At 67.7% G+C, this 24,257-nt stretch carries 21 protein-coding genes and 2 pseudogenes; 14 read left to right on the top strand and 9 right to left on the bottom strand.

Going from position 1 to position 24,257, the window contains the following annotated elements; genetic code table 11:
- Positions 1-40 precede the first annotated feature (40 nt).
- The 5 genes from A7B20_RS05000 (at position 41) to A7B20_RS04980 (ending at position 5,084) form a co-directional block, all read left to right on the top strand.
- A complete protein-coding gene (locus A7B20_RS05000) occupies positions 41-976 on the top strand; it encodes an aldo/keto reductase (RefSeq protein WP_102107454.1) in 936 nt (311 codons plus the stop codon).
- Positions 973-2,040, top strand: coding sequence for an NAD(P)/FAD-dependent oxidoreductase (locus A7B20_RS04995; protein ID WP_102107453.1), 1,068 nt, complete (start codon positions 973-975; stop codon positions 2,038-2,040). The genes A7B20_RS05000 and A7B20_RS04995 overlap by 4 nt, the downstream gene beginning before the upstream one ends.
- A gap of 400 nt (positions 2,041-2,440) precedes the next feature.
- Positions 2,441-2,857 (top strand): CopG family transcriptional regulator, encoded by a 417-nt coding sequence (locus A7B20_RS04990; protein WP_102107452.1) that lies wholly within the window; start codon positions 2,441-2,443, stop codon positions 2,855-2,857.
- Between the two features lie 29 nt (positions 2,858-2,886).
- A complete protein-coding gene (locus A7B20_RS04985) occupies positions 2,887-3,972 on the top strand; it encodes an extracellular catalytic domain type 1 short-chain-length polyhydroxyalkanoate depolymerase (protein ID WP_102107451.1) in 1,086 nt (361 codons plus the stop codon).
- Complete coding sequence (locus A7B20_RS04980) at positions 3,969-5,084, top strand: C45 family autoproteolytic acyltransferase/hydrolase (protein WP_102107450.1); 1,116 nt, start codon at positions 3,969-3,971, stop codon at positions 5,082-5,084. The genes A7B20_RS04985 and A7B20_RS04980 overlap by 4 nt, the downstream gene beginning before the upstream one ends.
- A gap of 112 nt (positions 5,085-5,196) precedes the next feature.
- Here the strand turns inward: A7B20_RS04980 and A7B20_RS04975 are convergent, their stop codons facing one another.
- Complete coding sequence (locus A7B20_RS04975; protein ID WP_102107449.1) at positions 5,197-6,396, bottom strand: MFS transporter; 1,200 nt, start codon at positions 6,394-6,396, stop codon at positions 5,197-5,199.
- 476 nt (positions 6,397-6,872) lie between these two features.
- On the opposite strand from A7B20_RS04975, the gene A7B20_RS04970 reads away from it, so the two are divergent.
- Together A7B20_RS04970 and A7B20_RS04965 are read left to right on the top strand one after the other, a co-directional pair.
- Entirely contained in the window at positions 6,873-7,310 is a 438-nt protein-coding gene (locus A7B20_RS04970) for a PACE efflux transporter (RefSeq protein ID WP_102107448.1), read from the top strand.
- A complete protein-coding gene (locus A7B20_RS04965; protein ID WP_102107447.1) occupies positions 7,310-7,960 on the top strand; it encodes a 5-formyltetrahydrofolate cyclo-ligase in 651 nt (216 codons plus the stop codon). Before A7B20_RS04970 ends, A7B20_RS04965 begins: the two co-directional genes overlap by 1 nt.
- Before the next feature lie 222 nt (positions 7,961-8,182).
- Here A7B20_RS04965 and A7B20_RS04960 read toward each other — a convergent pair whose 3' ends face one another.
- The 7 genes and pseudogenes from A7B20_RS04960 to A7B20_RS04930 form a co-directional block, all read right to left on the bottom strand.
- Positions 8,183-8,656, bottom strand: a complete 474-nt coding sequence (locus A7B20_RS04960) for an Lrp/AsnC family transcriptional regulator (RefSeq protein ID WP_102107446.1) — start codon at positions 8,654-8,656, stop codon at positions 8,183-8,185.
- A 15-nt stretch (positions 8,657-8,671) separates the two neighbouring features.
- A pseudogene (locus A7B20_RS04955) lies at positions 8,672-9,391 on the bottom strand (sulfate/molybdate ABC transporter ATP-binding protein).
- Positions 9,392-9,406: 15 nt separating this feature from the next.
- Complete coding sequence (gene cysW, locus A7B20_RS04950; protein ID WP_102107445.1) at positions 9,407-10,270, bottom strand: sulfate ABC transporter permease subunit CysW; 864 nt, start codon at positions 10,268-10,270, stop codon at positions 9,407-9,409.
- Positions 10,263-10,565 (bottom strand): hypothetical protein, encoded by a 303-nt coding sequence (locus tag A7B20_RS04945; protein WP_102107444.1) that lies wholly within the window; start codon positions 10,563-10,565, stop codon positions 10,263-10,265. Before A7B20_RS04945 ends, cysW begins: the two co-directional genes overlap by 8 nt.
- Positions 10,558-11,397, bottom strand: a complete 840-nt coding sequence (gene cysT / locus A7B20_RS04940) for a sulfate ABC transporter permease subunit CysT (RefSeq protein WP_102107443.1) — start codon at positions 11,395-11,397, stop codon at positions 10,558-10,560. The genes A7B20_RS04945 and cysT overlap by 8 nt, the downstream gene beginning before the upstream one ends.
- A 3-nt stretch (positions 11,398-11,400) precedes the next feature.
- Positions 11,401-12,588 carry a sulfate ABC transporter substrate-binding protein gene (locus A7B20_RS04935; protein ID WP_245866563.1) on the bottom strand — a complete coding sequence of 396 codons (1,188 nt, stop codon included), beginning with the start codon at positions 12,586-12,588 and terminating at the stop codon, positions 11,401-11,403.
- Positions 12,589-12,769: 181 nt separating this feature from the next.
- On the bottom strand, positions 12,770-13,237 hold the full coding sequence (locus A7B20_RS04930; protein ID WP_102107442.1) for an RrF2 family transcriptional regulator: 468 nt from the start codon (positions 13,235-13,237) through the stop codon (positions 12,770-12,772).
- A gap of 394 nt (positions 13,238-13,631) precedes the next feature.
- On the opposite strand from A7B20_RS04930, the gene kdpF reads away from it, so the two are divergent.
- The 6 genes from kdpF to A7B20_RS04895 all read left to right on the top strand — a co-directional run bounded on the left by kdpF (position 13,632) and on the right by A7B20_RS04895 (position 21,455).
- On the top strand, positions 13,632-13,721 hold the full coding sequence (kdpF, locus tag A7B20_RS04925; protein WP_102107441.1) for a K(+)-transporting ATPase subunit F: 90 nt from the start codon (positions 13,632-13,634) through the stop codon (positions 13,719-13,721).
- Positions 13,722-13,731: 10 nt separating this feature from the next.
- Positions 13,732-15,744 carry a potassium-transporting ATPase subunit KdpB gene (kdpB, locus tag A7B20_RS04920; RefSeq protein ID WP_102107440.1) on the top strand — a complete coding sequence of 671 codons (2,013 nt, stop codon included), beginning with the start codon at positions 13,732-13,734 and terminating at the stop codon, positions 15,742-15,744.
- A gap of 99 nt (positions 15,745-15,843) precedes the next feature.
- Positions 15,844-17,499, top strand: coding sequence for a potassium-transporting ATPase subunit KdpA (gene kdpA / locus A7B20_RS04910; RefSeq protein WP_102107438.1), 1,656 nt, complete (start codon positions 15,844-15,846; stop codon positions 17,497-17,499).
- A 24-nt stretch (positions 17,500-17,523) separates the two neighbouring features.
- Complete coding sequence (locus A7B20_RS04905; RefSeq protein WP_102107437.1) at positions 17,524-18,102, top strand: potassium-transporting ATPase subunit C; 579 nt, start codon at positions 17,524-17,526, stop codon at positions 18,100-18,102.
- 9 nt (positions 18,103-18,111) lie between these two features.
- Complete coding sequence (locus tag A7B20_RS04900) at positions 18,112-20,763, top strand: sensor histidine kinase (protein WP_102107436.1); 2,652 nt, start codon at positions 18,112-18,114, stop codon at positions 20,761-20,763.
- Complete coding sequence (locus tag A7B20_RS04895) at positions 20,760-21,455, top strand: response regulator (protein ID WP_102107435.1); 696 nt, start codon at positions 20,760-20,762, stop codon at positions 21,453-21,455. The genes A7B20_RS04900 and A7B20_RS04895 overlap by 4 nt, the downstream gene beginning before the upstream one ends.
- 685 nt (positions 21,456-22,140) lie before the next feature.
- Here A7B20_RS04895 and A7B20_RS04890 read toward each other — a convergent pair.
- Positions 22,141-23,354: pseudogene (locus tag A7B20_RS04890) on the bottom strand (IS256 family transposase).
- On the opposite strand from A7B20_RS04890, the gene A7B20_RS04885 reads away from it, so the two are divergent.
- Positions 23,338-24,156: a site-specific integrase gene (locus A7B20_RS04885; protein WP_109791151.1), complete on the top strand. Its 819-nt coding sequence runs from the start codon at positions 23,338-23,340 to the stop codon at positions 24,154-24,156. The pseudogene A7B20_RS04890 and the gene A7B20_RS04885 sit on opposite strands and share 17 nt — an antisense overlap.
- The last annotated feature ends 101 nt before the right edge of the window (positions 24,157-24,257 follow it).

Here is a 24,257-nt window from a genome sequence, read left to right as displayed (position 1 = left end):
GGGCTTTTCAGGGCGCGGGGGCTGTGACAGTCTCTGCGCCATGACACACCAGATCACCGCCCCCGACGGCAGCCCCGCCTCCCGTTTCGCCTTCGGCACCATGCAGTTCGGGGAAGGCGCGTCCCACGCCGATTCCCGTGCCATGTATGACGCCTGCCGCGCGGCGGGCATCAACTTCTTCGACACGGCCTACAGCTACACCGGGGGCAAGTCCGAGCAGTTCCTCGGCGAATTCGCCGAGGGCGAGCGCGGGAAGCTGGTGATCGCGACGAAGCACGATTTCGCAAAGGGGGGCACCCGCGCGGTCATCGAACGCAGCATCGCCGAGTCGCTGGAACGCCTGCGGACGGAGAAGGTCGAGGTCTACTATCTCCACCGCTTCCATGACGAGACGCCGCTGGAAGAGACCTTCGAGGCACTGGCAGAGGCACAGCAGGCCGGGAAGTTCGACCACATCGGCGTGTCGAACTATGCCGCCTGGCAGGTGATGAAGGCCGATGCGGTGGCGCGGAAGCTCGGCACACGCGTTGCGGTGATCCAGCCGATGTACAACCTCGTCAAGCGCCAGGTCGAGGTCGAGATCCTGCCGATGGCGCGGGCCGAGGGCTTCGCCGTGGTGCCCTATTCGCCGCTCGGGGGCGGCTTGCTGACCGGGAAATACGCCTCGGGCGGCGGCGGGCGGCTGGAGAGCAACCGGATGTACGGCAAGCGTTACGGTCAGCGGTGGATGTACGACACCGCCGCCGCGCTGTCGGAGCTGGCGAAGGAGGTCGGCGTCTCGCCCGTCGTGCTGGCGGTGACCTGGGCCGCGCGCCATCCGGGCGTCACCGCGCCGATCATCAGCGGACGGACGGCGGAGCAGCTGCAACCCTCGCTCGACGCGCTCGGCTTCGAGATGGACGACGACCTTTACGCCCGGGTGAGCGCGCTGTCGCCCGCCCCCGCCCCGGCCACAGACCGGCTGGAGGAGGCATGATCCTCGTCATCGGCGGCGGCATCGCCGGAGTCTCGGCCGCGGCACGGCTTTCCGCCCTCGGGCCCGTGACGGTGCTGGAGGCGGAGAGCGCGCTGGCTTACCACGCCTCGGGCCGTTCGGCGGCGCTGTTCATCGAGGATTACGGCAACGACTCGGTCAAGGCGCTGAACCGGGCCAGCCGCGGCTACCTCGCGGCGCAGGAGGGCGTGACGAAGCCCCGCGGGCTGATGATGCTGGCCCGCGCCGATCAGGAGCCGAGCTTCGAGGAGGAACGGATCGGCTTCGGGATGGAGCGGCTGGCCGTGGACGAGGCGCAGGGCATGTTCCCGATCCTGAACCCCGCCACGGTGGCCCATGTCGGCTATCGCGCCGACGTGGACGACATCGACACCGACCTGCTGATCCAGGGCTTCGCGCGGCAGGCGCGGGCGAACGGCGCGACCTTCGTGACCGGCGCGCGGGTCTCCTCGATCTCGCGCGAGGGCGGCGGTTGGGTGGTCCGCTGGCCCGGCGGCGAGGCCACCGGCGATCTGCTGGTGAACGCGGCCGGGGCCTGGGCGGACGGCGTGGCGCGGATGGCCGGGGCGGCGCCGCTCGGGCTTCAGCCCTACCGGAGGTCGATGGCGCGGCTGCCCGCGCCGGGGGGCCACGACACGAAGCACTGGCCCTTCGTCGACGGTGTCGAGGGGCGGTGGTACGCGAAGCCCGACGCGGGCGGCTGGATCGTCTCGCCCTCGGAGGAGGATCCGATGGACCCCCACGACGCCTTCACCGACGACATGGTGATCGCCGAGGGGCTGGACCGCTACTCCGAGATGGTGACGGAGCCCGTGGTGAGGGTCGAGACGACATGGGCCGGCCTGCGCACCTTCGCGCCGGACAGGACGCTGGTGATCGGGCCGGATGCGGGGGCGCCCGGGTTCTTCTGGTGCGCAGGCCAGGGCGGCTACGGCTTCCAGACCTGCGCCGCGGCCTCGCAGCTGCTGGCCGATCTCGTTGGCGGGCGCGCGTCGGAGCTTCCCGGAGACATCGTCGCGGGGCTCGCGCCCGGTCGCTTCGGCTGAGGCGCGCTGTCGGAGGCACCGCGCAACCGTCTACCAAGGTGAGCTTACGCAAGATCCGGGTGTTGGGCGCGTGATCGCAGCGGTGACGCTGGCCGCCTGCCGTTCCGTGATCGCCGCATCCGGCCCGTTTCGATGGCGTCTGCCCCGCAGGCTGCCGGGTCGGTCCTGTCTCTCTTTCGGCGTGCGCCGCGGTCGCTGGGGGACGCGGCCGGATCTGCGCGATCCGACTTCCTGACATCGAGGGTCCTTGGAGTCGAGTGCTCAGGTGCGTGCGCCCCCCCCCCCCGCGATTGCGCGACAAGGCGATCGTCATTCAGTCGCATGACCGCAGTTCTGACGTTCAGGGCTTGCGCAAAGCGGTTTTGATTCCATATACCATCCACATGGATGGAGAAACACCATGAGCAACATCAGACAGCTTCGCGAGAAGACCCCCGAGAGCGAGAAGATCACCATCAACCTGGGCTATGTGGACCTCGGCCGCATCGACCTGCTGGTTCAGGAGGGCTTCTACTCCAACCGCAGCGACTTCATCCGGACCGCGATCCGCAACCAGCTTGGCTGCCACGCCGATGTCGTGACCAGGTCGGTCGAGCGGCACACCATGGAGCTTGGCCTGCGCGACTACACGCGGGCCGATCTGGAAGCGCTGCGCGACGCGGGCGAAGTGCTGCACGTCAAGGTCGTGGGGCTGGCCCGGATCGACCCGGACGTCAGCCCGGAGCTCGCGGTGCAGACCATCGGCTCGATCACCGTTCTGGGCGCCCTGCAAGCCCCACCGGAGGTGAAGAAGGCGCTCGCCGACCGCATTCGATAACGACACACCCTCACCCAAGGACCAGATTCATGTTCGATTTCAGAACCGGCGCACGGCGTCCGGTCAACGATGACGCGCGCGCCGAAAGGCTCGCCGATGCGCAGGCGCTGGTGCAGCGCACCCTCGCCCGGCACGGACTTGCGGCCCCGTCGCAGCTGCCCGGCACACACGGCCTGATGGACGTGTTGCAGCGGGGGCTTGCGCCGCAGGGCGGGGCGACGCCGCCACGATCCGATCCGCGCCGCGTCGAGGTGCCCGACGGAGCGCGGTTCCTCTCCGCCACCCATCGCGGCAAGAGCGGATCGCGCGCCTTCCGCACCTACGTGCCCGCCTCCGCCGCCTCCGACCCTGCTGCCGTGGTGATGATGCTCCATGGCTGCACGCAGACGCCCGAGGATTTCGCCATCGGCACGGGCATGAACGCGCTTGCCGAGCGTCACGGCTTCGTCGTGCTCTACCCCGAGCAGTCGCGCGGGTCGAATGCCCAGACCTGCTGGAACTGGTTCAGCCCGAACGACCAGCACCGCGACCGGGGCGAGCCGGAGATCCTCGCCGGCATGGCGCGGGCGGCGATGGAGCAGTACGGCATTCCGCCGGACCGCACCTTCGTGGCGGGCCTGTCGGCCGGAGCGGCCATGGCCGTGATCCTCGGCGCGACCTACCCGGACGTGTTCGCCGCGGCCGGCGCCCATTCCGGTCTGCCTTACGGCTCGGCGAAGGACGTCGCCTCGGCCTTTGCCGCCATGGCGGGCCGGGGGCCGGGACAACAGGGCACGCCGTCGGAAAAAGGCGTCCGCACCATCGTCTTCCACGGCGCGGCTGACGCCACGGTGCACCTGTCGAACGGCGACATCATCGCCCGGGACGCCGAGCGGTCGGCTCCGTCGCCCAGCCTCCAGACCACCCGCAAGGGCACGGAAAACGGGCGGACCTACACCGTGACGAGTTCCATCGGCCCGGACGGGCGCACCGACATGGAACACTGGGTGATCGACGGACTTGGTCATGCATGGTCGGGCGGCCGGCCCGGCGGCACTTATACCGACCCGCGCGGGCCCGATGCCAGCGCGGAAATGATCCGCTTCTTCTTCGACTCCAAGGACACGCTGAAATGACGATGACACTCACCTTCGACGCCGTCAGCGAAAGTACGCCCGGCGAAAAGTGGCGCGCCCGCTGGATGCGCTCCTGGCCCGCCTACGAGGCGTGGTTCCTTGCCCGCGGCGGCGATGCCGGCCCGGACCGGAAGACCTGCGAGGCGGCCCTGGCGCGGTACATGCCGGAACTTCTGCCGGTGCATCGCCGGCTTGTCGCGCTGGCGGGGGGCGGCGACCGCGCGGCGCGGTTCCTGACCACCTGGTGTCCGCCGCGGTATCTGAACGGCTGCTCCCTGGCCGCGATGTCCGATGGGACGGACGTGCGCCTGCTGCGCAACTACGACCTCTCGCCGGACCTGAACGAGGGACTGCTTCTGCGCAGCGAATGGACCGGCAGGCCCGTCATGGGGATGATCGAATTCCTCTGGGGCGTGTCGGACGGGATCAACGAGGCCGGGCTGAGCGTCGCGCTGGCCTATGGCGGGCGCTCGGAAACGGGCGAGGGCTTCGGCGTCACGACCATCCTGCGCTACGTGCTCGAGGTCTGCGACACGGTGGAGGAGGCGCTTGGCGTGCTGGACCGGGTGCCGTCGCACATGGCCTACAACATCGTGCTGGCCGACGCCTCGGGGGCGATCGCCAGCGTCGAGCTGAGCCCCGGTGGCGGCGCACGGCGGATGCCCCGCGCCATCGCGACGAACCATCAGAGCGGCGGCACCCTTCCCGATCGCGCCCCCTTCACCCGGACCTACGAACGGCACAGGCACCTCAGCGCGCTGCGCACCGGCGTCCGCGATCTGCACGCCGACTTCACCCGCGCGCCGCTGCGGCAGGACCGCTATTCCGAGGGGTTCGGCACGCTGTTCACCGCCGAGTACGATCCGCTGGAGCGCTCGCTCCGGCTGATCTGGCCGGACGAGGACTGGCACCAGACGCTGGCGCGGTTCGAGGAGGGCCGGAGGGACATCGTCTATGCGCCGGCCGACGCCCGTAATGACGCGCAGGGCTGGAGTTCCGGCAGCGACTGGTCACGGGCGGCCGAGGTGGATTGGGCGCAGGTGGGGCGGGACTATGCCGCGGGGGTCGGAAGACCGATCGAGGCCTACCTGCCGCAGCCGGGCCACGCCTGACGTCCCCAGGCAAGGGCACCCGGCAGGATCGCTTCCTTGGTCCCCGCGGACCGCGGGGGCGGCGCCGGGCACCCCGCCCGGAGTCGCGCGTCGGACCTGCCGGTGGCCGGGCCTACCTGACGCGCCGCTCCTCGATCGGCGGCAGGAACCAGACGGCCAGCCCCGCCAGCGGCAGGAAGGCGCAGAGCCGGTACACCGCCTCGACCCCGTAACTGTCCGCCATGACGCCCAGCAGCGCCGCCGCGATCCCGCCGAGGCCGAAGTTCAGGCCGTAGAACAGCCCGCCGATCAGACCGATGCGGTTCGGCAGCAGGTCCATGGCGTAGATCAGGATCGAGGCGAAGGCGCTGGCCATGATCAGGTTGATCCCCACCGTCAGCACCCCGGTCCAGAACAGGTCGGCATAGGGCAGGATCAGCGTCAGGGGCAGCGGCCCCAGCACCGAGATCCAGATGATCCGCCGCCGCCCGATGGCGTCGCCGACGATGCCACCGATCAACACGCCCACGGCCGCGGCGATCAGGAAGACGAACAGCATCATCTGCGAGGCCGGGATCGACAGGCCGAACTTCTCGATGAGGTAGAAGGTGTAGAACGAGCGGAAGCTCTCGCCGTAGGTGTTCTTGGTGAACATGAGGAAGGTGAGGACCGTCAGCCCCAGGGCGATGGTCGCGGCGGACTGCTGCGGCACGGGGCTCTCGGCCCGGCGGCGGGCGGAACGGTCGGTGAACTCGGCCCGGATCCGGTGCTGCTGACGCCCGATCCAGGCCAGCACCGCCATCGCGAGAAGCGCGAGCACCGCGAACCAGGCCAGGCTCGGCTGCCCCCAGGGCACGATGATCAGCGCGGCGAGGACGGGACCGAGCGCGCCGCCCGACTGTCCGCCGACCTGGAAGATCCCCTGCGCCAGCCCCTGCCGGTCGCCCGCGGCATAGCGCGCCATGCGCGTCGCCTCGGGGTGGAAGATCGAGGAGCCGATGCCGATCAGCGCCACCGCGACGAGGATCGCGGCATAGCTTCCCGCGAAGGCCAGGCAGACCAGCCCGGACAGGGTGAAGGCCATGCCGACGACCGGCGAATAGGGCGCCGGGTAGCGGTCCGTCACCATCCCCATCACCGGTTGCAGCAGCGATCCCGCGATCTGGAAGGTCAGCGTGATCAGGCCGATCTGCACGAAGTCGAGCCCGTAGGCCTCCTTCAGGATCGGATAGGCCGCGGGGATGAGCGACTGCATCAGGTCGTTCAGAAGGTGTGTCGCGCCGAGCGCGGTCAGTACGACGAGGTAGGTCCGGGCAGGCGTGGCAATGGTCAAGGCGGTCACTCTTTGAAGCTTCGCAAGGATTAAGCCTCAACTGGACGGCGCCACAAGGGAGATGTGTCGCGAGGGTACCCGTCCCGAGGCACCCAGGGTGGAGACCCTCCTTGCGGCGGTGGCCGACGCCGATCCCGCGCCCCCGCGACCCGATCCTGCATTCGAGCAGAAGATTTCCGCGACGCAGCGCAAGTCGAGAAGAGGTTCGCTCCCTCCGGCTTCATGCGCCCAAGATCCGCCCGTGGACGACCCGGACTGCACCTGCGCCACCGGACATCGACCCGTCCCCGCGCCGATCCCGGCAGCGGACTTGCATGCCATGGCGGGGCGAACCCTGTGCGGAAACAAGCCTGCCGTCTATCGCCATGCGACTTGAAGCACGCCCGTCCGGTCGTTAGGTCGGGAGGGACGAGGACGACCTCGCCCGATCATCGGGGCAGCGCTCGGGACGGCCCGGAGACAGACCGGAGTCCTTCATGCGCACCACCTTCGACCGTATCCGCCAGGCCGTCAGTTTCGAGATCGTCGGCCTGCTGATCGCAACGCCGCTGTTCGCCCGGGTCTTTGCGCATCCGCTGGACGAGATCGGACTCCTTGCGCTGTTCGGGGCCACCGTGGCGACACTGTGGAACTACTTCTACAACCTCGGCTTCGATCACGCGCTGCGATGCCTCACGGGCCGGACAACGAAGACGGTATCGTCCCGCGTCGTGCACGCGATCCTGTTCGAGGCGACGCTGCTTGCGCTGCTGCTGCCGCTCTTCGCCTGGTGGCTCGGGATTTCGCTGGTCGAGGCGGTGCTGATGGACCTGTCCTTCGCCGCCTTCTACGCCGTCTACGCCTTCGTGTTCACCTGGGCCTATGATACGCTCTTCCCGGCGGAGACGCGTGCCGAAGGGTCGGGGAGGCACTGATGGACGAGGACAAGGGTGGATCGAACGTCTGCCTCGCGCATCGGATCGTCGACGGGCACGTCGTCGATCCCGACACCGCCCGCGACGTGGCCCGCTTCCGCCGCGCGGCGCGGGCCCGGCTTATGGAGGCGCGCCGGCGGATCACCACCGCGGACCGCGCTGCCATGACCCCGGTCCTCGCGCAGGCGCTGGGCCGAGAGGTGACGATCCGGCCGGGGCTGAAGATCGCGGCCTACTGGCCGATCCGCGGCGAACCGGACCTGCGCGAGTGGATGGCTCGCGCCCATGCTGCCGGTGCGACGATCCTTCTGCCCGTCGTGTTGGAGAAAGCGGCGCCGCTGGTGTTCCGCGCCTGGGCACCCGGCTGCGCGATGGAGCGCGGCATCTGGAACATTCCGGTGCCGAGCGACGGCCCGGCCTTGCACCCGGACGTGGTCATCGCACCGCTTGTCGGCTTCGACGAAAGAGGCTTCCGGCTCGGCAACGGCGGCGGCTACTACGACCGCACGCTGGCCCGGCTTGCGCCGTCCCCGCGGACCATCGGCGTCGGCTGGCCCGACTGCGGGATCACGACCATCTTCCCGATGCCCTGGGACGTCCCGATGGATTGCATCGTCCTTGCCGACGGCAGGATTCGGCACCGGGGCTGATTCAGGCGACGAAGAAGATCACCGCACCCTCGGCACCGACGGCGATACCGGCGAAGCTTGCTTGGGTATCCGGGTCGATCATTGAATCGCGTCATTAACGCTCCCGTTCTCGCTGCCTTGCAGATTTTGGTGACCCTGGGCACCGGCTGCAATTTTGCTTTCCTGACAGCCGCACCGGGCACACGGAGATCGGCGGCGGGACGGGCATGTCCGCGTTTTGGGTCAATGAATCGGGATCGGCCATGCGGTGGTGTGAAAGATGGTCTCCATCGAGAACTTCGAAGTCACGTTCCGGCAGGGGAGCGCTTGGGTCAGCGCGAGGTAGAATGCATCGTATTGGCCCATGTCCTCGACCCTGACCTTGATCAGGTAATCGACATCCCCCGACATCCGATGCACCTCCACGATACAGGAAAAGCTCTTGATGACCTCGCGAAAGGTATCCCGCCATTCCGGCGTATGATCGAGTGCCTCGATCTCGACAAAGACGGCGAGACCGAGGCCGATCTTGTCCGGATCGACGATGGCGACACGGCGTTCGATGATACCTGTCGCCTCAAGCTTCTGCACGCGCTTCCAGCAGGGTGTCTGCGACAGGCCGACGCGCTCGGCCAGCTGGGCGATCGGCAGGGTGGCATCCTTCATCAGTTCGGCGAGGATCTTGCGATCGATCCGGTCAAGGTCGGTCTTGCCCATCGGGGGGTCCTGCACTCAGGCCGCCGTGAAGGACCGAACGAACTCGGTCGCGGGCCGCGATCTGATCTCGGCCGGTTTGCCCACCTGCTCGATGCGTCCCATCGACATGACCACGACGAGATCGGCGAGGCCCATTGCCTCCTCCTAATCGTGGGTAACGAAGACCGTCGTCAGACCGGTGCGGTCGTGGATCTCGCGCAGCCCCTGGCGCAGTTCCTTGCGCACCTTGGCGTCGAGTGCGCCGAAGGGTTCGTCGAGAAGCAGCATCCGCGGCTCGATGGCCAGGGCGCGGGCCAGCGCCACGCGCTGCCGCTGGCCGCCCGAGAGCTGGTTGGGATAGCGGGCCCCGATGTCAGGCAGCTGGATCAGGTCGAGGAGGCGGTTCACACGGCGTCCGATCTCGGCCTCGGTCGGGCGTTCCTTCCGTGGTCGCGCGCGCAACCCGTAGGCGACGTTCTCGAACACGGTCATGTGCCGGAAGAGTGCGTAGGACTGGAAGACGAAACCCGCACTGCGCTCCTGCACGCTGAGCCCCGTCGCGTCCTGGCCGCCGAACAGGACGCGCCCTGATGTCGGGAACTCGAGCCCCGCGAGGATGCGCAGGAGCGTCGTCTTGCCCGATCCGGACGGCCCGAGGAGCGCGATCAGCGCGCCCGAGGGGATGGAGAGCGACACCGGGTGCAGGGCCCGCGATGTGCCGAATTCCTTGGCCAGTTCCTCGATCTCGATGTTCACGGAGGGTGTCCTTTCTCAATGACGCCGCGTGGCCGCCAGCAGATCCGCATGGCGCCATTCGAGCAGGGATTTCAGGAGGAGGGTCAAAAGGGCCAGCATCGCCAGCACGGCGGCCAGAGAGAAAGCCGCGACCGACAGATACTCGTTGTAGAACATCTCGACCATGGTGGGCATGGTGGCCGTCTGGCCCCGGATCTTGCCGGAGATGACGGCGACCGCTCCGAACTCTCCCATGGCTCGCGCATTGCAGAGCAGTACGCCGTAGAGCAGCGCCCAGCGGATGTTGGGCAGCGTGACCGTGAGGAAGGTCCGCCATCCCGACGCCCCGAGCGTGAGCGCGGCCTCTTCTTCCGCCTTTCCCTGCTCGATCATGACCGGGATCAGCTCGCGGGCGACGAAGGGGAAGGTCACGAAGAGCGTGGCCAGGAGGATGCCCGGAAAGGCGAAAACGATGCGCATGTCGTTCGCGATCAGCCAGGCGCCAAGGGTCGAATTGGCGCCGAAGAGCAGCACCAACATGAGGCCAGCCACCACGGGAGAGACCGAGAACGGCAGGTCGATCAGGGTGATCAGGAAGGCCTTGCCGCGGAAGTCGAACTTGGCGATGGCCCATGCCGCCGCGATGCCGAAGACCGCGTTGAGAGGTACGGCAATGGCGGCGATGGTCAGCGTCATGCCGATCGCGGCCCGCGCGTCAGGCAGCGTCAGCGCGGCGATCACCCCGCACCAGCCCTCGGCCAGTGCTTCTGCGAACACGGTCACAAGCGGCGCGAAGAGAAAGAGCGCAACGAAGACGACCGCCAGACCGATCAGAGCCATGCGCGCGAACGTCGGCTCGGTGGTGACGGGCACCGGGCGGGAAAGGGCGATGTCAGACATTCACGGCTCCGTTCCGAGAGGATGGCCAGAGTCGAAACAGACACCTCGCGTTGTCGCATTTCGACAGATGGCGGGCATTGACCTTGATGTCCCAGAAGAGCTTGGCCAGCAGACATGCGGGGCTGACGAAGAACCAGGCAATGAGGGCCCAGAGCCATGCGCCGGTCAGGCTCCAGACGAGGATGGCAAGAATGACGCCGCCCAGCCCGACGAGAGAGGCAAGGGCAAGGCCCGCGCCCGGCGGCGGGCGCTGGTCGGTCGCACAGGTGCAGTGCTGGTCAAAATAATCAGACAAGTCCGATCCTCCGTCTGCTCCAGATCTGGATGGCGTTGATGGCGAGCAGCATTGCGAAGGAGATCACGAGCATGGTGATCCCGATCGCCGCAGCGGCGTCGCAGTTGTATTCCTCGAGCCGGATCACGATCAGCAGCGGCGCGATCTCGGTCGCCCCGGGGATGTTTCCCGCGATGAAGATGACCGAGCCGTATTCGCCGACCGAGCGCGCCAGTGCGAGCGCGAAGCCGGTGAGCAACGCCGGGGTGAGCGTGGGAAGGATCACCCGGCGCAGGGTATGGAGGCGGCGGGCGCCGAGCGTCGCGCTGACCTCTTCGAGATCCGGATCGAGCTCCTCGATCACCGGCTGGACCGTGCGCACGACGAAGGGCTGCCCGATGAACACCAGCGCCACCCAGATGCCGATTTCGGTATAGGCGACCCTGAGGCCGAGCGGCGCCAGCGCCTGCCCGAAGACGCCGTTCGGTGCATAGAGCGCGGTCAGCGCGATCCCTGCCACCGCGGTGGGCAGAGCGAAGGGAAGGTCCACCGCCGCGTCGATGAATCGCCGACCCCAGAAGCGGTAGCGCACCAGCACCCAGGCCAGCATCAGCCCGAACACCAGGTTGAAGAACGATGCGATCAGGGCCGCGCGGAAGGACAGCGACAGTGCCGCCCAGATCCGATCCGAGTTCACCATGTCCCACAACGCTCCGGGACCGATCATCAGACCGCGTCCCAGAAGGGCCGCGATGGGAAGAAGGACCACGATGGAGAGCATCGTCATCATGATCCCGAAGCTCAGCCCAAACCCCGGGAGAGGTGAGGGCGAGCGGAGAAGGCCCGCCTTCATGGATCACTCCCGGTAGATCTGGTCGAAGACGCCGCCGTCGCCGAAGTATTCCGGCTGGACCTTCGGCCAGCCGCCGAAGTCGGCGATGGTGACGAGGTCGAGGTCTGGGAAGCGGGCCACGTCCCCGGGTGCTGCTTTCGAGGTGTCCCAGGCACGGTAATAATGCTTCAGCGCCAGCGCCTGTGCCTCGGGGCTGTAGAGATGCTCGAGATAGGCCGATGCCGCGGCGCCCTGGGCGTCCGAGGTGATATTGCCGTCGACAAGCGTCACCGGCGGCTCGGCCAGCACCGAGACCGAGGGGACGACGATGTCGAACTTGTCCTCGCCGAGCTCGGCGAGCGCAAGGAAGGCCTCGTTCTCCCAGGCGAGAAGGACGTCGCCGACCCCCCGTTGCGTGAATGTGGTCGTGGAGCCGCGGGCGCCGGAGTCCAGCACGGGCACGTTCCGGTAGAGTGCGGTGACGAACTCTGTCGGGTCGAGCCCGCTTCGCTCGGCGAAGGCCCAGGCCGCGAGGAAATTCCACCGGGCCCCGCCGCTCGTCTTCGGATTCGGCGTGACGACCTGCACCTCGCCGGTGACGAGATCGTCCCAGTCCTCGATTCCCTTAGGATTGCCCTCGCGCACGAGGAACACGATCGTCGAAGTGTAGGGCGAGGAGTTGTGCGGCAATCGCGCCTGCCAGTCCGCCGGGATCCTGCCCGTGCGCTCCGCGATCTGGTCGATGTCGGCCGAGAGGGCGAGCGTGACGACGGTTGCCTCGAGCCCGTCGATCACGGCGCGGGCCTGCGCCCCCGCTCCGCCATGCGATTGCTGGATGGTGACCGGCAAATTGCCCTGCGCGATCCACCATGCGTTGAAGAGTTCGTTGTACTCCCGGTAGAACTCCCGGGTCGGATCGTAGGAGACGTTGAGGATCTCGACACTCTCCTGTGCCCCAGCAGGACCAGTGCCGGCCGAGGTCAGTCCGAGCGCCGCGACCGCAACGACGAGCCCCGCACGCAGATGGCCGCTTTCCAGAGCCTTGCTGAGCGCGCGATGGAAACGGCCCCCCGTCCGCGGCCCAGAAACCGTGACCGGACGGCCGGACAGGCGCTTGTGGCCGACGTCGATCTCGGTCCGGCCATTGCCGCGACTTCGGAGGAAGATGCCTTGGGCGAGCGCATGCCCGCCGAACTGGATGGTGCGATACATGACCTGTCCTTTGCTGTTCCCGGTCGAACTCTGGTGCCAGGTCGGCGGGGGCGTGCACCTGTCGCGAGGGGTCCCCGCACATGGTCGCGCCGCCAGCGCCGCCTGACATCAAAATAACGACAGAGTTAATCGTGTTTTGCAAAGGAATAATCACGCTCTTGTTGGTCGTGATTTTAGAATCCTATTCTCCGGGCGCCGGTGCATCCACGGCAAAGACCTCCAGCGGACGCGCATCCTCCATGAGATCGGCAAGTGTCAGCGATTCGATCATCAGGACATAGGCCGTGTAGAACCCGCCGAAGACCGCCCTGACGCGGCAAGTCTGCTCGTCCTTGCAATCATCGCAGCGTCTGTAGGCCCGACGCGACAGGCAGGGCAACGGCGCAAGCGGACCGTCGATCAGCCGCAGGACCTCCGCGAGCGACATCTGTCGCGGGTCCTTTATGAGTTCATAGCCCCCTTTTCGCCCGCGTCGGCTGCCGATCAGTTCGGCACGCTTCAGGTCGAGCAGGATGTGCTCGAGAAAGCGCTTGGGCGCACCGGATCGTTCCGCGATCTCCTCGATGCGCAGCGCCTCGGCGTCCCCGGCCTTCTCGTCGGCGAGCACCATCAGCGACTTCAGGGCGTACTTCGTCTTCTGGGTGATCATGCATCAGGTCTCCGGGAAAAGTGCGACCAACACGGTCGATTTTATCAGGATCACCTCAGGTTGCGAGACCATTCGGGCACGGCGGCGGCTCTCTTGCGAAAGCCGACGGTTTCCGGGGCCTTCGCAAGAAGTCTGGCTGGCATTGCCCCGATGTGGTCGAAAGCGCCACGGCCTGCCGTGGAAGCCCGCGTCACGCAGCAAAGGCGAGTGTTTGAATGGTCGCAGACCTGTCCGCCCGCGTCTGGCCCGCGTTCCGAGGGAGCCGCCTGCGCGCAGGTCACCCGGTCAGCATTCTTATGGCTTCCTTATGCGAATGCGCGGAACTTCGCATGGCGACCTTACGGACCCCTCCCATAGATACTGGCCAATCGTTCCGTATCCGGAGGGTCCTTCCATGGGCTTCGATCTCATGCTCGGCGGCCTCGTCGCCGCGGCGCTTCTCGTTTACCTGCTGGCCGTGCTGATGCGGCCCGAGCGTTTCTGAGGGGCGCATCATGTCCAGCACATCCAACCGATCCGTCTTCTCGGCCGACCTTGTCGGGCCGGCGCTCTGGCAGAGCGTCGTCAAGCTCGATCCGCGCCAGCTGGTCCGCAACCCGGTCATGTTCACGACCGCAGCCGTCGCGCTCCTCGCCACGGTCCTCTTCGTCCGCACCGTTCTTGTCGGCGGCGACGTCCTGTTCCAGGCTCAGATCGTCTTCTGGCTCTGGCTCACCGTCCTCTTCGGCAACTTCGCCGAGGCGCTGGCCGAGGGGCGGGGCAAGGCGCAGGCGGCCGCGCTGCGCTCGACCAAGGCCGAGCTCCGGGGCAAGCGCGTCAAGGGCGACGCGACGCAGGAGGTGCCCGCGAGCGAGCTCCGCAAGGGCGACGTCGTGCTCGTCGAGACCGGCGACCCGATCCCCGCCGACGGCGAGGTGATCGAGGGCGTCGCCTCGGTGAACGAGGCCGCCATCACGGGCGAGAGCGCGCCGGTGATCCGCGAGGCGGGCGGCGACCGGTCGGCCGTCACGGCGGGCACGCGGGTGATCTCGGACTGGATCAAGGTCCGGGTGACGGTCGAGCCGGGGACGGGCTTCCTCGACCGGATGATCGCACTCGTAGAAGGGGCGAGCCGCGCGAAGACCCCGAACGAGATCGCGCTGACAGTTCTATTGACGGGTCTCACGCTGATCTTCCTGATCGCCGTGGGCACCCTGCCCGCCTTCGCCGCCTATGCCGGTGGGACGATCGCGGTTCCCGTCCTGATCGCGCTCTTCGTGGCGCTGATCCCGACCACGATCTCGGCCCTGCTCTCGGCCATCGGGATCGCGGGCATGGACCGGCTGATCCGGTTCAACGTGCTGGCGAAGTCGGGCCGCGCGGTGGAGGCCGCGGGCGACATCGACACGCTGCTGCTCGACAAGACCGGGACGATCACGCTCGGCGACCGGCAGGCGACCGAGTTCCTGCCGCTCTCGGGCATCCGCGACGCGGAGCTGATGGAGGCGTCGCGGCTCTCGTCGCTGGGCGACGAGACGCCCGAGGGCCGCTCGATCATCGCCCTGGCCGGACGGGGCGAGGCGACCCCGGAGGGTGCGGAGGTGGTCGGCTTCACGGCACAGACCCGGGTCAGCGGCCTCGACATCGGCACGCGCCGGGTGCGCAAGGGGGCGGTGGACGCAGTGCTGAAGCTGCACGCGTTCGAACCCGCCGCAGTGCGCGAGCTGCGCGCGCTGACCGAGCGGATCGCGCGGGCGGGCGGCACGCCGCTGGCGGTGGCCGATGGGGAGCGGCTCCTGGGGGTGATCCACCTGAAGGACATCGTGAAGTCCGGCATCAAGGAGCGCTTTGCCGAACTCAGGCGCATGGGCATCCGCACGGTGATGATCACCGGGGACAACGCCCTGACCGCGGCGGCCATCGCGGCCGAGGCCGGGGTGGACGACTTCCTCGCCGAGGCGACGCCCGAGGACAAGCTGGAGCTGATCCGCAAGGAACAGTCGGGCGGCAAGCTGGTGGCGATGTGCGGCGACGGGACGAACGATGCGCCCGCGCTGGCGCAGTCCGACGTGGGCGTCGCGATGAACACCGGGACCCAGGCCGCGCGTGAGGCCGGCAACATGGTCGACCTCGACAACAACCCCACCAAGCTCATCGAGATCGTGGGGATCGGCAAGCAGCTCCTGATGACCCGGGGCGCGCTCACGACCTTCTCGATCTCGAACGACGTGGCGAAGTATTTTGCGATCCTGCCGGCGATCTTCGTGGCGCTCTATCCGGGCCTCGGCGCGCTGAACGTCATGGGGCTGGCGAGCCCGGAAAGCGCGATCCTCTCGGCGCTGATCTTCAACGCGCTGATCATCCCGCTTCTCGTGCCGCTGGCGCTGCGCGGCGTGGCCTACCGACCGCAATCGGCCGCGCGTCAGCTTGTGCGCAACCTTGTCCTCTACGGGGCGGGCGGCCTGATCGCGCCGTTCCTCGGCATCAAGCTGATCGACCTGGCCGTCTCGGGCCTCGGCCTCGCCTGAAGGGAGAGCCTCACATGATCCTTCTCACCTATGCCCTCGGGATACTCGTGTTCGCCGCGCTGATCGGCGCCGTGTCCCAACTCTTCAAGGACTGATGCAATGGACCACATCCTTCTCGTTTCGCTGATCGTCGGCGGCGCCGCGCTGCTGTCGTTCCCCCTCGGCCGCTACATGGCCTGGGCCATGGACCCGCAATCCCCAAACCGCTGGACGACCCTCTTCTGCAAGATCGGTGGCGCTTCGGACGAGCAGGACTGGAAGCGGTATCTCGTGACGCTTCTCGTCTTCAACGCCGTGATGTTCACCGTGACCTTCGCGATCCTCGCGCTCCAGCAATGGCTGCCGCTCAACCCCGACGGCAAGGGCGCGCTCGACCCGACGCTGGTGTTCAACACCGCGGCCTCGTTCACGACCAACACCAACCTCCAGCACTATTCAGGCGAGGTCTCGATGAGCTACCTGAGCCAGCTGGCGGGCCTGATGTGGCTCCAGTTCGTCTCGGCGGCGACGGGGATCGCGGCGCTGGCCGCGACGGCGCGCGGGATCGCGGGGCGGGCGTCCCTCGGCAACTTCCTGATCGACGTGCAGCGGGCGAGCTTCCTCGTGCTCCTGCCGGTGGCGGCGGTCGTGGCGCTGCTGATGGTCTTCGGCGGCATGCCGATGACGCTCAAGGGCGCGGCGGAGGCGACGACGCTCGAGGGTGCGGCGCAGACCATCGCACGGGGCCCGGTCGCGGCCTTCCTGGCGATCAAGCAGCTCGGCACCAACGGCGGCGGCTTCTTCGGCCCGAACGCCACGCATCCGCTGGAGAACCCGACCTTCTGGACCAATGCGCTGGCCATGGTCGCGATCGTCCTGATCCCGATGGCCTGCGTCTGGATGTTCGGCCGCATACTCGGCCGGATGCGCCACGCGTCGGTCATCTTCGCGGTGATGGCGGTGTTCCTTCTGGTCAAGATCACGGGCTCCGTCGCGTTCGAGAGCGGGCCGACCCCCGCCTTCGCCGGGCTTCCGGTGTCCGAGGCGACGGGCAACCTCGAGGGCAAGGAACTGCGCTTCGGCGCGACCGGCGGCCCGCTCTGGGCGGTGCTGACGACGGCGACCTCGAACGGCTCGGTCGGCGCGATGCACGACAGCCTGAACCCGCTGACCGGGCTGATGCCGATGATCGGAATGTGGCTCAACGCGACCTTTGGCGGCGTCGGTGTCGGCATGATCAACATGTTCCTCTACATCGTCGTCGCGGTCTTCGTGGCCGGGATGATGGTCGGGCGGACACCCGAATACCTCGGCCACAGGATCGAGGCGAAGGAGGTGCGTTTCGCCATCCTCGCGCTGTTCGCCCATGCCATCCTGATCCTCGGCGGCACCGCGCTCTTCGCGGGCACAGCGCTCGGCCAGGCGACGGTGCAGGAGGCGGGGCCGCACGGCTTTTCCGAGATCCTCTACGAGTTCAGCTCGGCCGCCGCGAACAACGGCTCGGGCTTCGAGGGCCTCGGTGACGGCACGGGGGCCTGGAACATCGCGACCGGGATCGTGATGCTGCTCGGCCGCTACCTGCCGATCATCCTGCCCCTCGCGATCGTCGGCAGCCTGACGGCCAAGCGGCGCGCGGCCGAAAGCGCGGGCACGCTCGGCGTCGAGGATGCCACCTTCGGCACCATGCTGGCGCTGACCGTCGTCATCTTCGGCGCGCTCACCTTCCTTCCGGCCGCGGCGCTCGGGCCGCTCGCCGAACATTTCTCGCTGCCCTGAGCGGCTGAAACTGGAGAACTGCACATGTCCGATCTTCTTTCCGGCCTGCGCGTCGCGGCGGCGACCATGGCCCTCTGCGTGGGCGGCTACACCGCTGTCGTCCTCGGCGTTGCGCAGGCCGTGTCCCCGGCCACCGCCAACGGATCGCTGATCGTGCGCGACGACGGCACCGTGATCGGCAGCCGCCTGATCGCCCAAGGCTTCACCGCGCCCGGCCACCTCTGGCCCCGCCCCTCGGCCGTGGACTACGACGCCGCAGGCGCGGGCGGATCGAACCTCTCGCCCGCCAATCCCGAACTCGCGACGCGGGCCGAGGGCCTGATCGCAGCCTACGGCGGGGCAAGCGCGGCCCGCCCGATCCCGGCCGAACTCGTCACCGCCTCGGGCGCGGGTCTCGATCCCCACGTCTCGCTGGAGGGCGCGTTGTTCCAGGCGCCCCGCATCGCCGAAGCGCGAGGGGTCGACGTGGGCCAGGTCAAGGTGCTGTTCGACCGGCTCGCCTTCGCTCCCGGCGGGCCGTTCACCGAGGGCCGCATCGTGAACGTGCTGGAGGCGAACCTCGCGCTCGACTCCGAACTTTCCGGTGCGGCACCGACCCAATAGGCTGCGACCATGACCGACGATGCCCGCCCCTCCCCCGAAGCCCTTCTCCGCGAAGCGGAGCGGGAGGGGCGTGGCAGCCTCAAGATCTTCCTCGGCGCCGCCCCGGGGGTGGGCAAGACCTACGAGATGCTTCTGGAAGGCGCCGAAAAGCGCGAGGCCGGTGCGGACGTGGTCGTCGGCATTGTCGAGACCCACGGGCGCAGGGAGACCGAGGCGCTGGTCGCGCCGCACGAGGTCGTCCCGCGCAGGAAGCTCGACTACAAGGGTCAGACCCTGACCGAGATGGACATCGACGCCGTCCTCCGGCGCCGCCCGCAGATCGTCCTCGTCGATGAACTGGCCCACACCAACGCGCCCGGCAGCCGCCATCCCAAGCGCTGGCAGGACATCGAAGAACTGCTGGCCGCCGGGATCGACGTGATGACGACGGTGAACATCCAGCATGTCGAGAGCCTGAACGATGTCGTCGGCTCCTTCACCCAGGTCCGGGTGCGCGAGACGGTGCCCGACAAGGTGTTCGAGAACGCCGAGATCGAGTTGATCGACCTGCCGCCGGAGGACCTGATCAAGCGGCTGGAATCGGGCAAGGTCTATGTTCCCGACCAGGCCCGCAGCGCGCTCGACCACTTCTTCTCCAAGGGCAACCTGCTGGCGTTGCGCGAACTCGCCTTGCGCCACGCCGCGCAATATGTCGACGCGCGGATCAGGGAACACCAAGGCGTCACCGGCCGCGACGCGCAAGGCGGCGGGCAGCGCATCCTCGTCGCCGTCTCGGGCGCGGCGGGGGGTGAGCAGGTGGTGCGTGCGGCCAAGCGCCTGGCCGACGCGCTGAAGGCGCCGATGACCGCGCTTCACGTCGAGACGACCACGGCGGGACAGTCCTCCGACGCGGACAGGATGCAGCTCGCCCGGACGCTGTCGCTCGCCTCCTCGCTCGGCGCGGTCCTTCAGTCGGTGCCGGGCACCTCGGTCCAGGAGGCGGTCCTCGCCCAGGCGAGGGAGCTGCGCGCGACGCAGCTTGTCCTCGGCAAGTCGCGATCCCGGCAGGGCGTCTTCCGGCGGCGCGACCGGATCGTGCAGGACATCCTCGACCGCACGACGGGGCTTGCCGTCCACGTCATCCCGATCAGCGAACCCGAAGCCGGACAGCCCTGGCGCCGCTTCGTCCCGCGGGGGCCATGGCGGGGCGACCTCATCGCGCTCGCAGCCGTCGGCGCGATGACCCTTGCCCTCTACACCGCGCAGGCCTGGCTCGGGCGCGGGCCGATCGACCTTCTCTACCTCGTCCCCGTGATCGCCAGCGCGAGTTTCTTCGGCTTCCGGGCCGGCCTCGTCGCGGCAATCGCCGCGGGCGTTGCCTACAACTTCTTCTTCCTGCCGCCCGTCTACACCTTCATCATCTACAGTCCGGCGAACGTCATCACCGCGGTCCTGCTGGTGATCGTCGCGATCATCACCGGCCAGCTCGCCGCCCGGGCCAGGACCGCCGCCGAACTCGCCATGCGGAGCGCGCGGGAGAACGCGGCGCTGGCCCGCTTCGCCACCCGCCTTGGCGCGGCCAGCACGACGGAGGAGACGGCGCAGATCGTCTGCGACGAGGTGCGCGCGCTCATCGCCGTGCAGGCGATGATCCTGCACGAGACGAGGGAGGGGCTGAGGATCACCGCCTCGGGCCAGACCCGGCCCGAGCTTTCCGCGGTGGACCGCGCGGCGGCGGAATGGGCCTTCGACCATGGCGAACCTGCGGGGCGCGGCACCGATACTCTGACGGCGAGCGACTGGCAGTTCCGCCCGCTCAGGACCGCGCTCGGCACCCTCGCCGTCCTCGGCCTGCGCAGCCCGGCGGGGCGCGAGGCCATCCCGACGGAGCGGGCGGCGCTGGCCGAGAGCCTGATCGACCAGGCGGCGCTGGCCCATGAACGGCTGAAGCTCGAGACCGACATGCGCGAGATGGAGGTGGTCCGCCAGCGCGATTCCCTGCGCGCCGCGCTGCTGGCCTCGCTCAGCCATGACCTGCGCACGCCGCTGACCGCCGTCACCGCCGCCGCCGAGGCGCTGGATGCGAGCGGCCCGGAAGCCGACCTCGTCCGGACGGTGCGGACCGAGGCGCGGCGGCTGAACCGCTTCCTTTCCGACCTGCTCGACCTGACGCGCATCGAGGAGGGCGCGGTGACGCCGGACCTCGCGCCGATCGACCTGACCGACGCCATAGCCTCCGCCGTCGCCGACCTGTCCGGGCCGCTGAAGGACCGGCAGGTGGGCATTTCCATCGACCCGACCCTGCCGCTGGTCCGGGCCGATGCGGTGCTTCTCCACCACGCGATCCTGAACCTGATCGACAACGCGGCGAAGTATTCGCCCGCCGAAGAGCCGATCGAGGTCGTCGCCCGCATGGGTCGGCGCGGCCCGGTGATCGATGTGCTCGACCGCGGCCCGGGCATCCCGCAAGGGACCGAGCAGCGGATCTTCGACCGCTTCGCCCGGGGCGAGACCTCGGACCGCACCGGCGGCTCGGGCCTCGGACTTGCCATCGTGAAGGGCTTCGCGCAGGCCATGGGCTTTTCGGTGGAAGCGGCGCGACGCCAGCGCGGCGGATCGCGCTTCACCATCCGCATTCCGGCCGAGGCCATCGTCCAGCTCTCGCTGGAGGACATCGCATGAGCGGCCGCATCCTGATCGTCGACGACGAGATGCCGATCCGGCGCCTGCTGCGCGTCTCGACCGAGCGCTGTGGCTACGAGACCGAGGAAGCCGCCACAGCGGCGGCCGCGCTGAAGGCGCTCGCGGTGCGGCCGCCGCGCCTTGTCCTGCTGGATCTCGGCCTGCCGGACCGCGACGGGCTGGAACTGATCGGACCTTTCCGGGAGAGGGGCGTACCGATCATCGTCCTGACCGCGCGCCAGGGTTCGGCCGAGAAGGTCGCGGCGCTCGATCTTGGCGCGGACGACTACGTGACCAAGCCCTTCGACAGCGAGGAGCTGCTGGCGCGCATCCGCTCCTGCCTGCGCCGCGCCGACCGGAGCGGGGGCATGGCGCGGAAGATCGTCGTCGGCCGGGTCGAGATCGACCTCGACGCGCACAGCATCCGCAAGTCCGGTGTCGAGGTGAAGCTGACGCCCAAGGAGTTCGACCTGCTCGCCCAGATCGCCGCCCATCCCGGCAAGGTGCTGACCCATACCCACCTCCTGCGCGAGGTCTGGGGCCCGGCCCATACCGACCGCATCGAATACCTGCGCGTGACGGTCCGGTCCCTGCGCAAGAAGCTGGAGGACGATCCGGCAAGCCCGACGCTGCTCCAGAACGAGCCGGGCATCGGCTACCGCCTGAGCGAGACCACGTCCCGCGGCGGGTGATTGGTGGGCCGTCGTGGACCTTGGCCTGGCCGCCGGACCCTGCCCTTGGCCATGCACGGTGCAAGGTGTCACCGATCGCTTGGCGGGCACGATGCTCCGGCTGAGAGGGGCGTTTGGAGACTCTTCAGGAGGCGCCTCCTCCAGAGATCAGTTCGCAAGGACACGTCGGTCACACCCATATTCCGACCGACAGACACGCAAAGTCGGCGGGTCGAGGTCGGATTCAGCCAACTTCGGCATGGGCCTTCTGCTATGATCCCTGCGGTTGCACCGGAGTTCTTCAAGCGATGGTATACAAAATGCTTTTGCGCGGCCTCACATACCTTGTAGGATGCCGCGTAACCGTGCGCACCCTTGCTTGATTTCATTGGAGAAAATCATCGAACTGCGCCCGAAGGCTTGCGCGACCTTCGCCCAGAGCAATGCGCATTTTTCCCGTAATATTGCGCACTTACAGTGCGCGCCGTGGCCTGCGCGATCACCAAATGGATACAGCGAAATTCATGGCCTGTCGAGCCGCGAAGTCTCGAAACGAAAAAGCCGCCAAGGGCTCCCTTGGCGGCTCGTCTTGAGATGGCTCGCTGTTTGGTGGCTGGTCAGCCCGGCGAAAATGCCAGCATCTGTGCCAAGTCGCGGGTCACGTCCGTCAAGTTGGTGTAATTTCGCGGATGGCCTGAGTGCATGATCAGGCGGCTTCTGTTGTGATGCTGAGAATGGGGTCGATCTCTTCGGTGTCGATCTGGGCGAAGGCCTCGACCATCATGTAGCGGCTTGCGGTCTGCCATTCGTCGTTCTGTTCGAACAGCACCGCGCCGATCAGGCGCATGATGGAAGCCTCGTTCGGAAAGATGCCGACGACGTCTGCCCGGCGCTTCACCTCCTTGTTGAGGCGTTCGATCGGGTTGGTCGAATGCAGTTTCGTGCGATGCTGTCGGGGAAAGGACGTGTAAGCCAGCACGTCGTGTTCGCTTGCGTCCATCAGGTCGGCGAGCTTGGGCCAGCGTGGACGCAGCTGCTCGGAGACCTTGCGCCAGGTCTCGCCGGCATGGGCGCGGTCGGGCTGGTCGAAGACCTGCCGGATCGCGGCGGCGACGACGGTGTGCTGACCGCGGGAGACATGCGCGAGTGCGTGCCTCATCCAGTGAACGCGACATCTTTGCCGTTCGCAAGCTCACCCTCAAAGACCCGGGCAATGGCGGCCTTGAGACCGGTATGCGAATCGCTGATGACCAACCTGATACCGCCGAGGCCACGGGCCTTCAGCGAGCGCAGGAACTCGGTCCAGAAGGTCTCGGCCTCCGAAGGTCCGATCCCCAGACCGATGATCTCGCGCCGCCCCTCGGTGTTGGCGGCGACGGCGATTATGGCTGCGACCGGCACGATGCGCCCGCCCTGGCGGACCTTGAGATAGGTGGCATCCAGCCAGAGATAGGGCCACTCGCCGCTGAGCGGGCGGTTCAGGAACTCGCCGACGCGCTCGTCGATGTCCTTGCAGAGCTTTGAAACCGTGCTCTTCGAAATGCCCGAGAGCCCCATCGCCTGGACCAGATCATCGACACGCCGGGTCGATACCCCGCCGATCCACGCCTCCTGAATGACCGCGACCAGCGCTTGCTCCGAGGTCTTGCGGGCCTCGAGGAAGCCGGGAAAGTAGCTGCCCTGCCGGAGCTTCGGCACCCGCAGGTTCAGCGTTCCCAGACGGGTATCGAGGGCGCGCTCCCGATACCCGTTTCGCCAGGTCGTGCGTTCGCCGCTGCGCTCGTGCCGACCGGCGCCGATCAGGCCCTCGACATCGGCCTCCATGATCAGCTGCAGAACCGCCTCAGCGACAGCGCGTAGGAAATCGCCCTGGTCGTGCTTTGCCAGAAGCTCGGAAAGGTCCATGTTCGTCTTGGTCATCGGGGTCTCCGTGTGGTCCGTGGTTGAAGTCGCCAAACTCCACCTCGACCAGGCCCGAGGCTTTGCCTACAGGCCGCTTTCCGACCTCTTGGAGGCGCCTCTGGAAGACGTTCTGGAGCGCGTGGAGGCATCCTTTGCCGATCCCGCGACAGAGACCGCCAAGGCGCTCCTCGGCGCTGTGGAGGAGCCTGCTCTGCGGCTCTCCGGACTCGTCGAAGAGGTCGAGCGTATCGCGGCCCACGACAACCGCTACAAGAGCGAGAACCAGATCCCCGTAGATTGGATCACAGAGAAGTGGTTCGCGCCCGGCGCATTCGACGGCACCAACGATGAAGCGCGGGACATCCTGCTGATTTCTGTCGAGACCGGATGTCGTCAGTCGGAGATCTGCGACCTGCCGCCAGAGGCGATCGTGTTGGATCACCCGATTCCGCATCTTCGGCTGAAGTTCGAAGAAGGCGAGAACCGGCGCGAGATCAAGAACACGTCGTCTGTTCGCGAGGTACCCCTGGTCGGGGTGGCGCTGGCTGCGGCGAAGCGCCACGCCGACGGCTTCCCGCGCTACCGTGGCAAGAGCACCTACTCGGCAACGATGAACCAATACTTGCGGAACAACGGGCTGCTGCCGTCATCAAAGCACACCATCGGAGGCGTTCGGCATACGTGGGAGAGCCGGATCCTCGCAGAAACGAAGCGTATGGATGTCAGCGGTGAGATGATGGGGCACTTCTCACTGGAAATCAACAATCATGCGATCCATCTGCTGGCAGCTTGCAGCGCGGCGAAGCCGCTTCTGCTGTAAGGGAAATTGACCAGATCTTGCCCAAACTTGGTGCCGCTCGGTGCCTCTCAGTGCCACTTGAGGCGGTTTTCGATGTAAGGGAGTTTTCTCGCTCAGAAGGC

The sequence above is a fragment of the Oceaniglobus roseus genome (assembly GCF_002869745.1).
Taxonomy (GTDB): Bacteria; Pseudomonadota; Alphaproteobacteria; order Rhodobacterales; family Rhodobacteraceae; genus Oceaniglobus; species Oceaniglobus roseus.
Note: the sequence above shows the minus strand (reverse complement) of the source record. Positions and strands in the feature narration are given on the sequence as shown.

What these genes read in the sequence shown, in the direction of transcription:
- A7B20_RS05000 (WP_102107454.1), top strand. Translation starts at nt 41, where the DNA reads ATGACACACCAGATCACCGCCCCCGACGGCAGCCCCGCCTCCCGTTTC.
- A7B20_RS04995 (WP_102107453.1), top strand. Translation starts at nt 973, where the DNA reads ATGATCCTCGTCATCGGCGGCGGCATCGCCGGAGTCTCGGCCGCGGCA.
- A7B20_RS04990 (WP_102107452.1), top strand. Translation starts at nt 2,441, where the DNA reads ATGAGCAACATCAGACAGCTTCGCGAGAAGACCCCCGAGAGCGAGAAG.
- A7B20_RS04985 (WP_102107451.1), top strand. Translation starts at nt 2,887, where the DNA reads ATGTTCGATTTCAGAACCGGCGCACGGCGTCCGGTCAACGATGACGCG.
- A7B20_RS04980 (WP_102107450.1), top strand. Translation starts at nt 3,969, where the DNA reads ATGACGATGACACTCACCTTCGACGCCGTCAGCGAAAGTACGCCCGGC.
- A7B20_RS04970 (WP_102107448.1), top strand. Translation starts at nt 6,873, where the DNA reads ATGCGCACCACCTTCGACCGTATCCGCCAGGCCGTCAGTTTCGAGATC.
- A7B20_RS04965 (WP_102107447.1), top strand. Translation starts at nt 7,310, where the DNA reads ATGGACGAGGACAAGGGTGGATCGAACGTCTGCCTCGCGCATCGGATC.
- A7B20_RS04960 (WP_102107446.1), bottom strand. Translation starts at nt 8,656, where the DNA reads ATGGGCAAGACCGACCTTGACCGGATCGATCGCAAGATCCTCGCCGAA.
- cysW (WP_102107445.1), bottom strand. Translation starts at nt 10,270, where the DNA reads ATGTCTGACATCGCCCTTTCCCGCCCGGTGCCCGTCACCACCGAGCCG.
- cysT (WP_102107443.1), bottom strand. Translation starts at nt 11,397, where the DNA reads ATGAAGGCGGGCCTTCTCCGCTCGCCCTCACCTCTCCCGGGGTTTGGG.
- A7B20_RS04935 (WP_245866563.1), bottom strand. Translation starts at nt 12,588, where the DNA reads ATGTATCGCACCATCCAGTTCGGCGGGCATGCGCTCGCCCAAGGCATC.
- A7B20_RS04930 (WP_102107442.1), bottom strand. Translation starts at nt 13,237, where the DNA reads ATGATCACCCAGAAGACGAAGTACGCCCTGAAGTCGCTGATGGTGCTC.
- kdpF (WP_102107441.1), top strand. Translation starts at nt 13,632, where the DNA reads ATGGGCTTCGATCTCATGCTCGGCGGCCTCGTCGCCGCGGCGCTTCTC.
- kdpB (WP_102107440.1), top strand. Translation starts at nt 13,732, where the DNA reads ATGTCCAGCACATCCAACCGATCCGTCTTCTCGGCCGACCTTGTCGGG.
- kdpA (WP_102107438.1), top strand. Translation starts at nt 15,844, where the DNA reads ATGGACCACATCCTTCTCGTTTCGCTGATCGTCGGCGGCGCCGCGCTG.
- A7B20_RS04905 (WP_102107437.1), top strand. Translation starts at nt 17,524, where the DNA reads ATGTCCGATCTTCTTTCCGGCCTGCGCGTCGCGGCGGCGACCATGGCC.
- A7B20_RS04900 (WP_102107436.1), top strand. Translation starts at nt 18,112, where the DNA reads ATGACCGACGATGCCCGCCCCTCCCCCGAAGCCCTTCTCCGCGAAGCG.
- A7B20_RS04895 (WP_102107435.1), top strand. Translation starts at nt 20,760, where the DNA reads ATGAGCGGCCGCATCCTGATCGTCGACGACGAGATGCCGATCCGGCGC.
- A7B20_RS04885 (WP_109791151.1), top strand. Translation starts at nt 23,338, where the DNA reads ATGTTCGTCTTGGTCATCGGGGTCTCCGTGTGGTCCGTGGTTGAAGTC.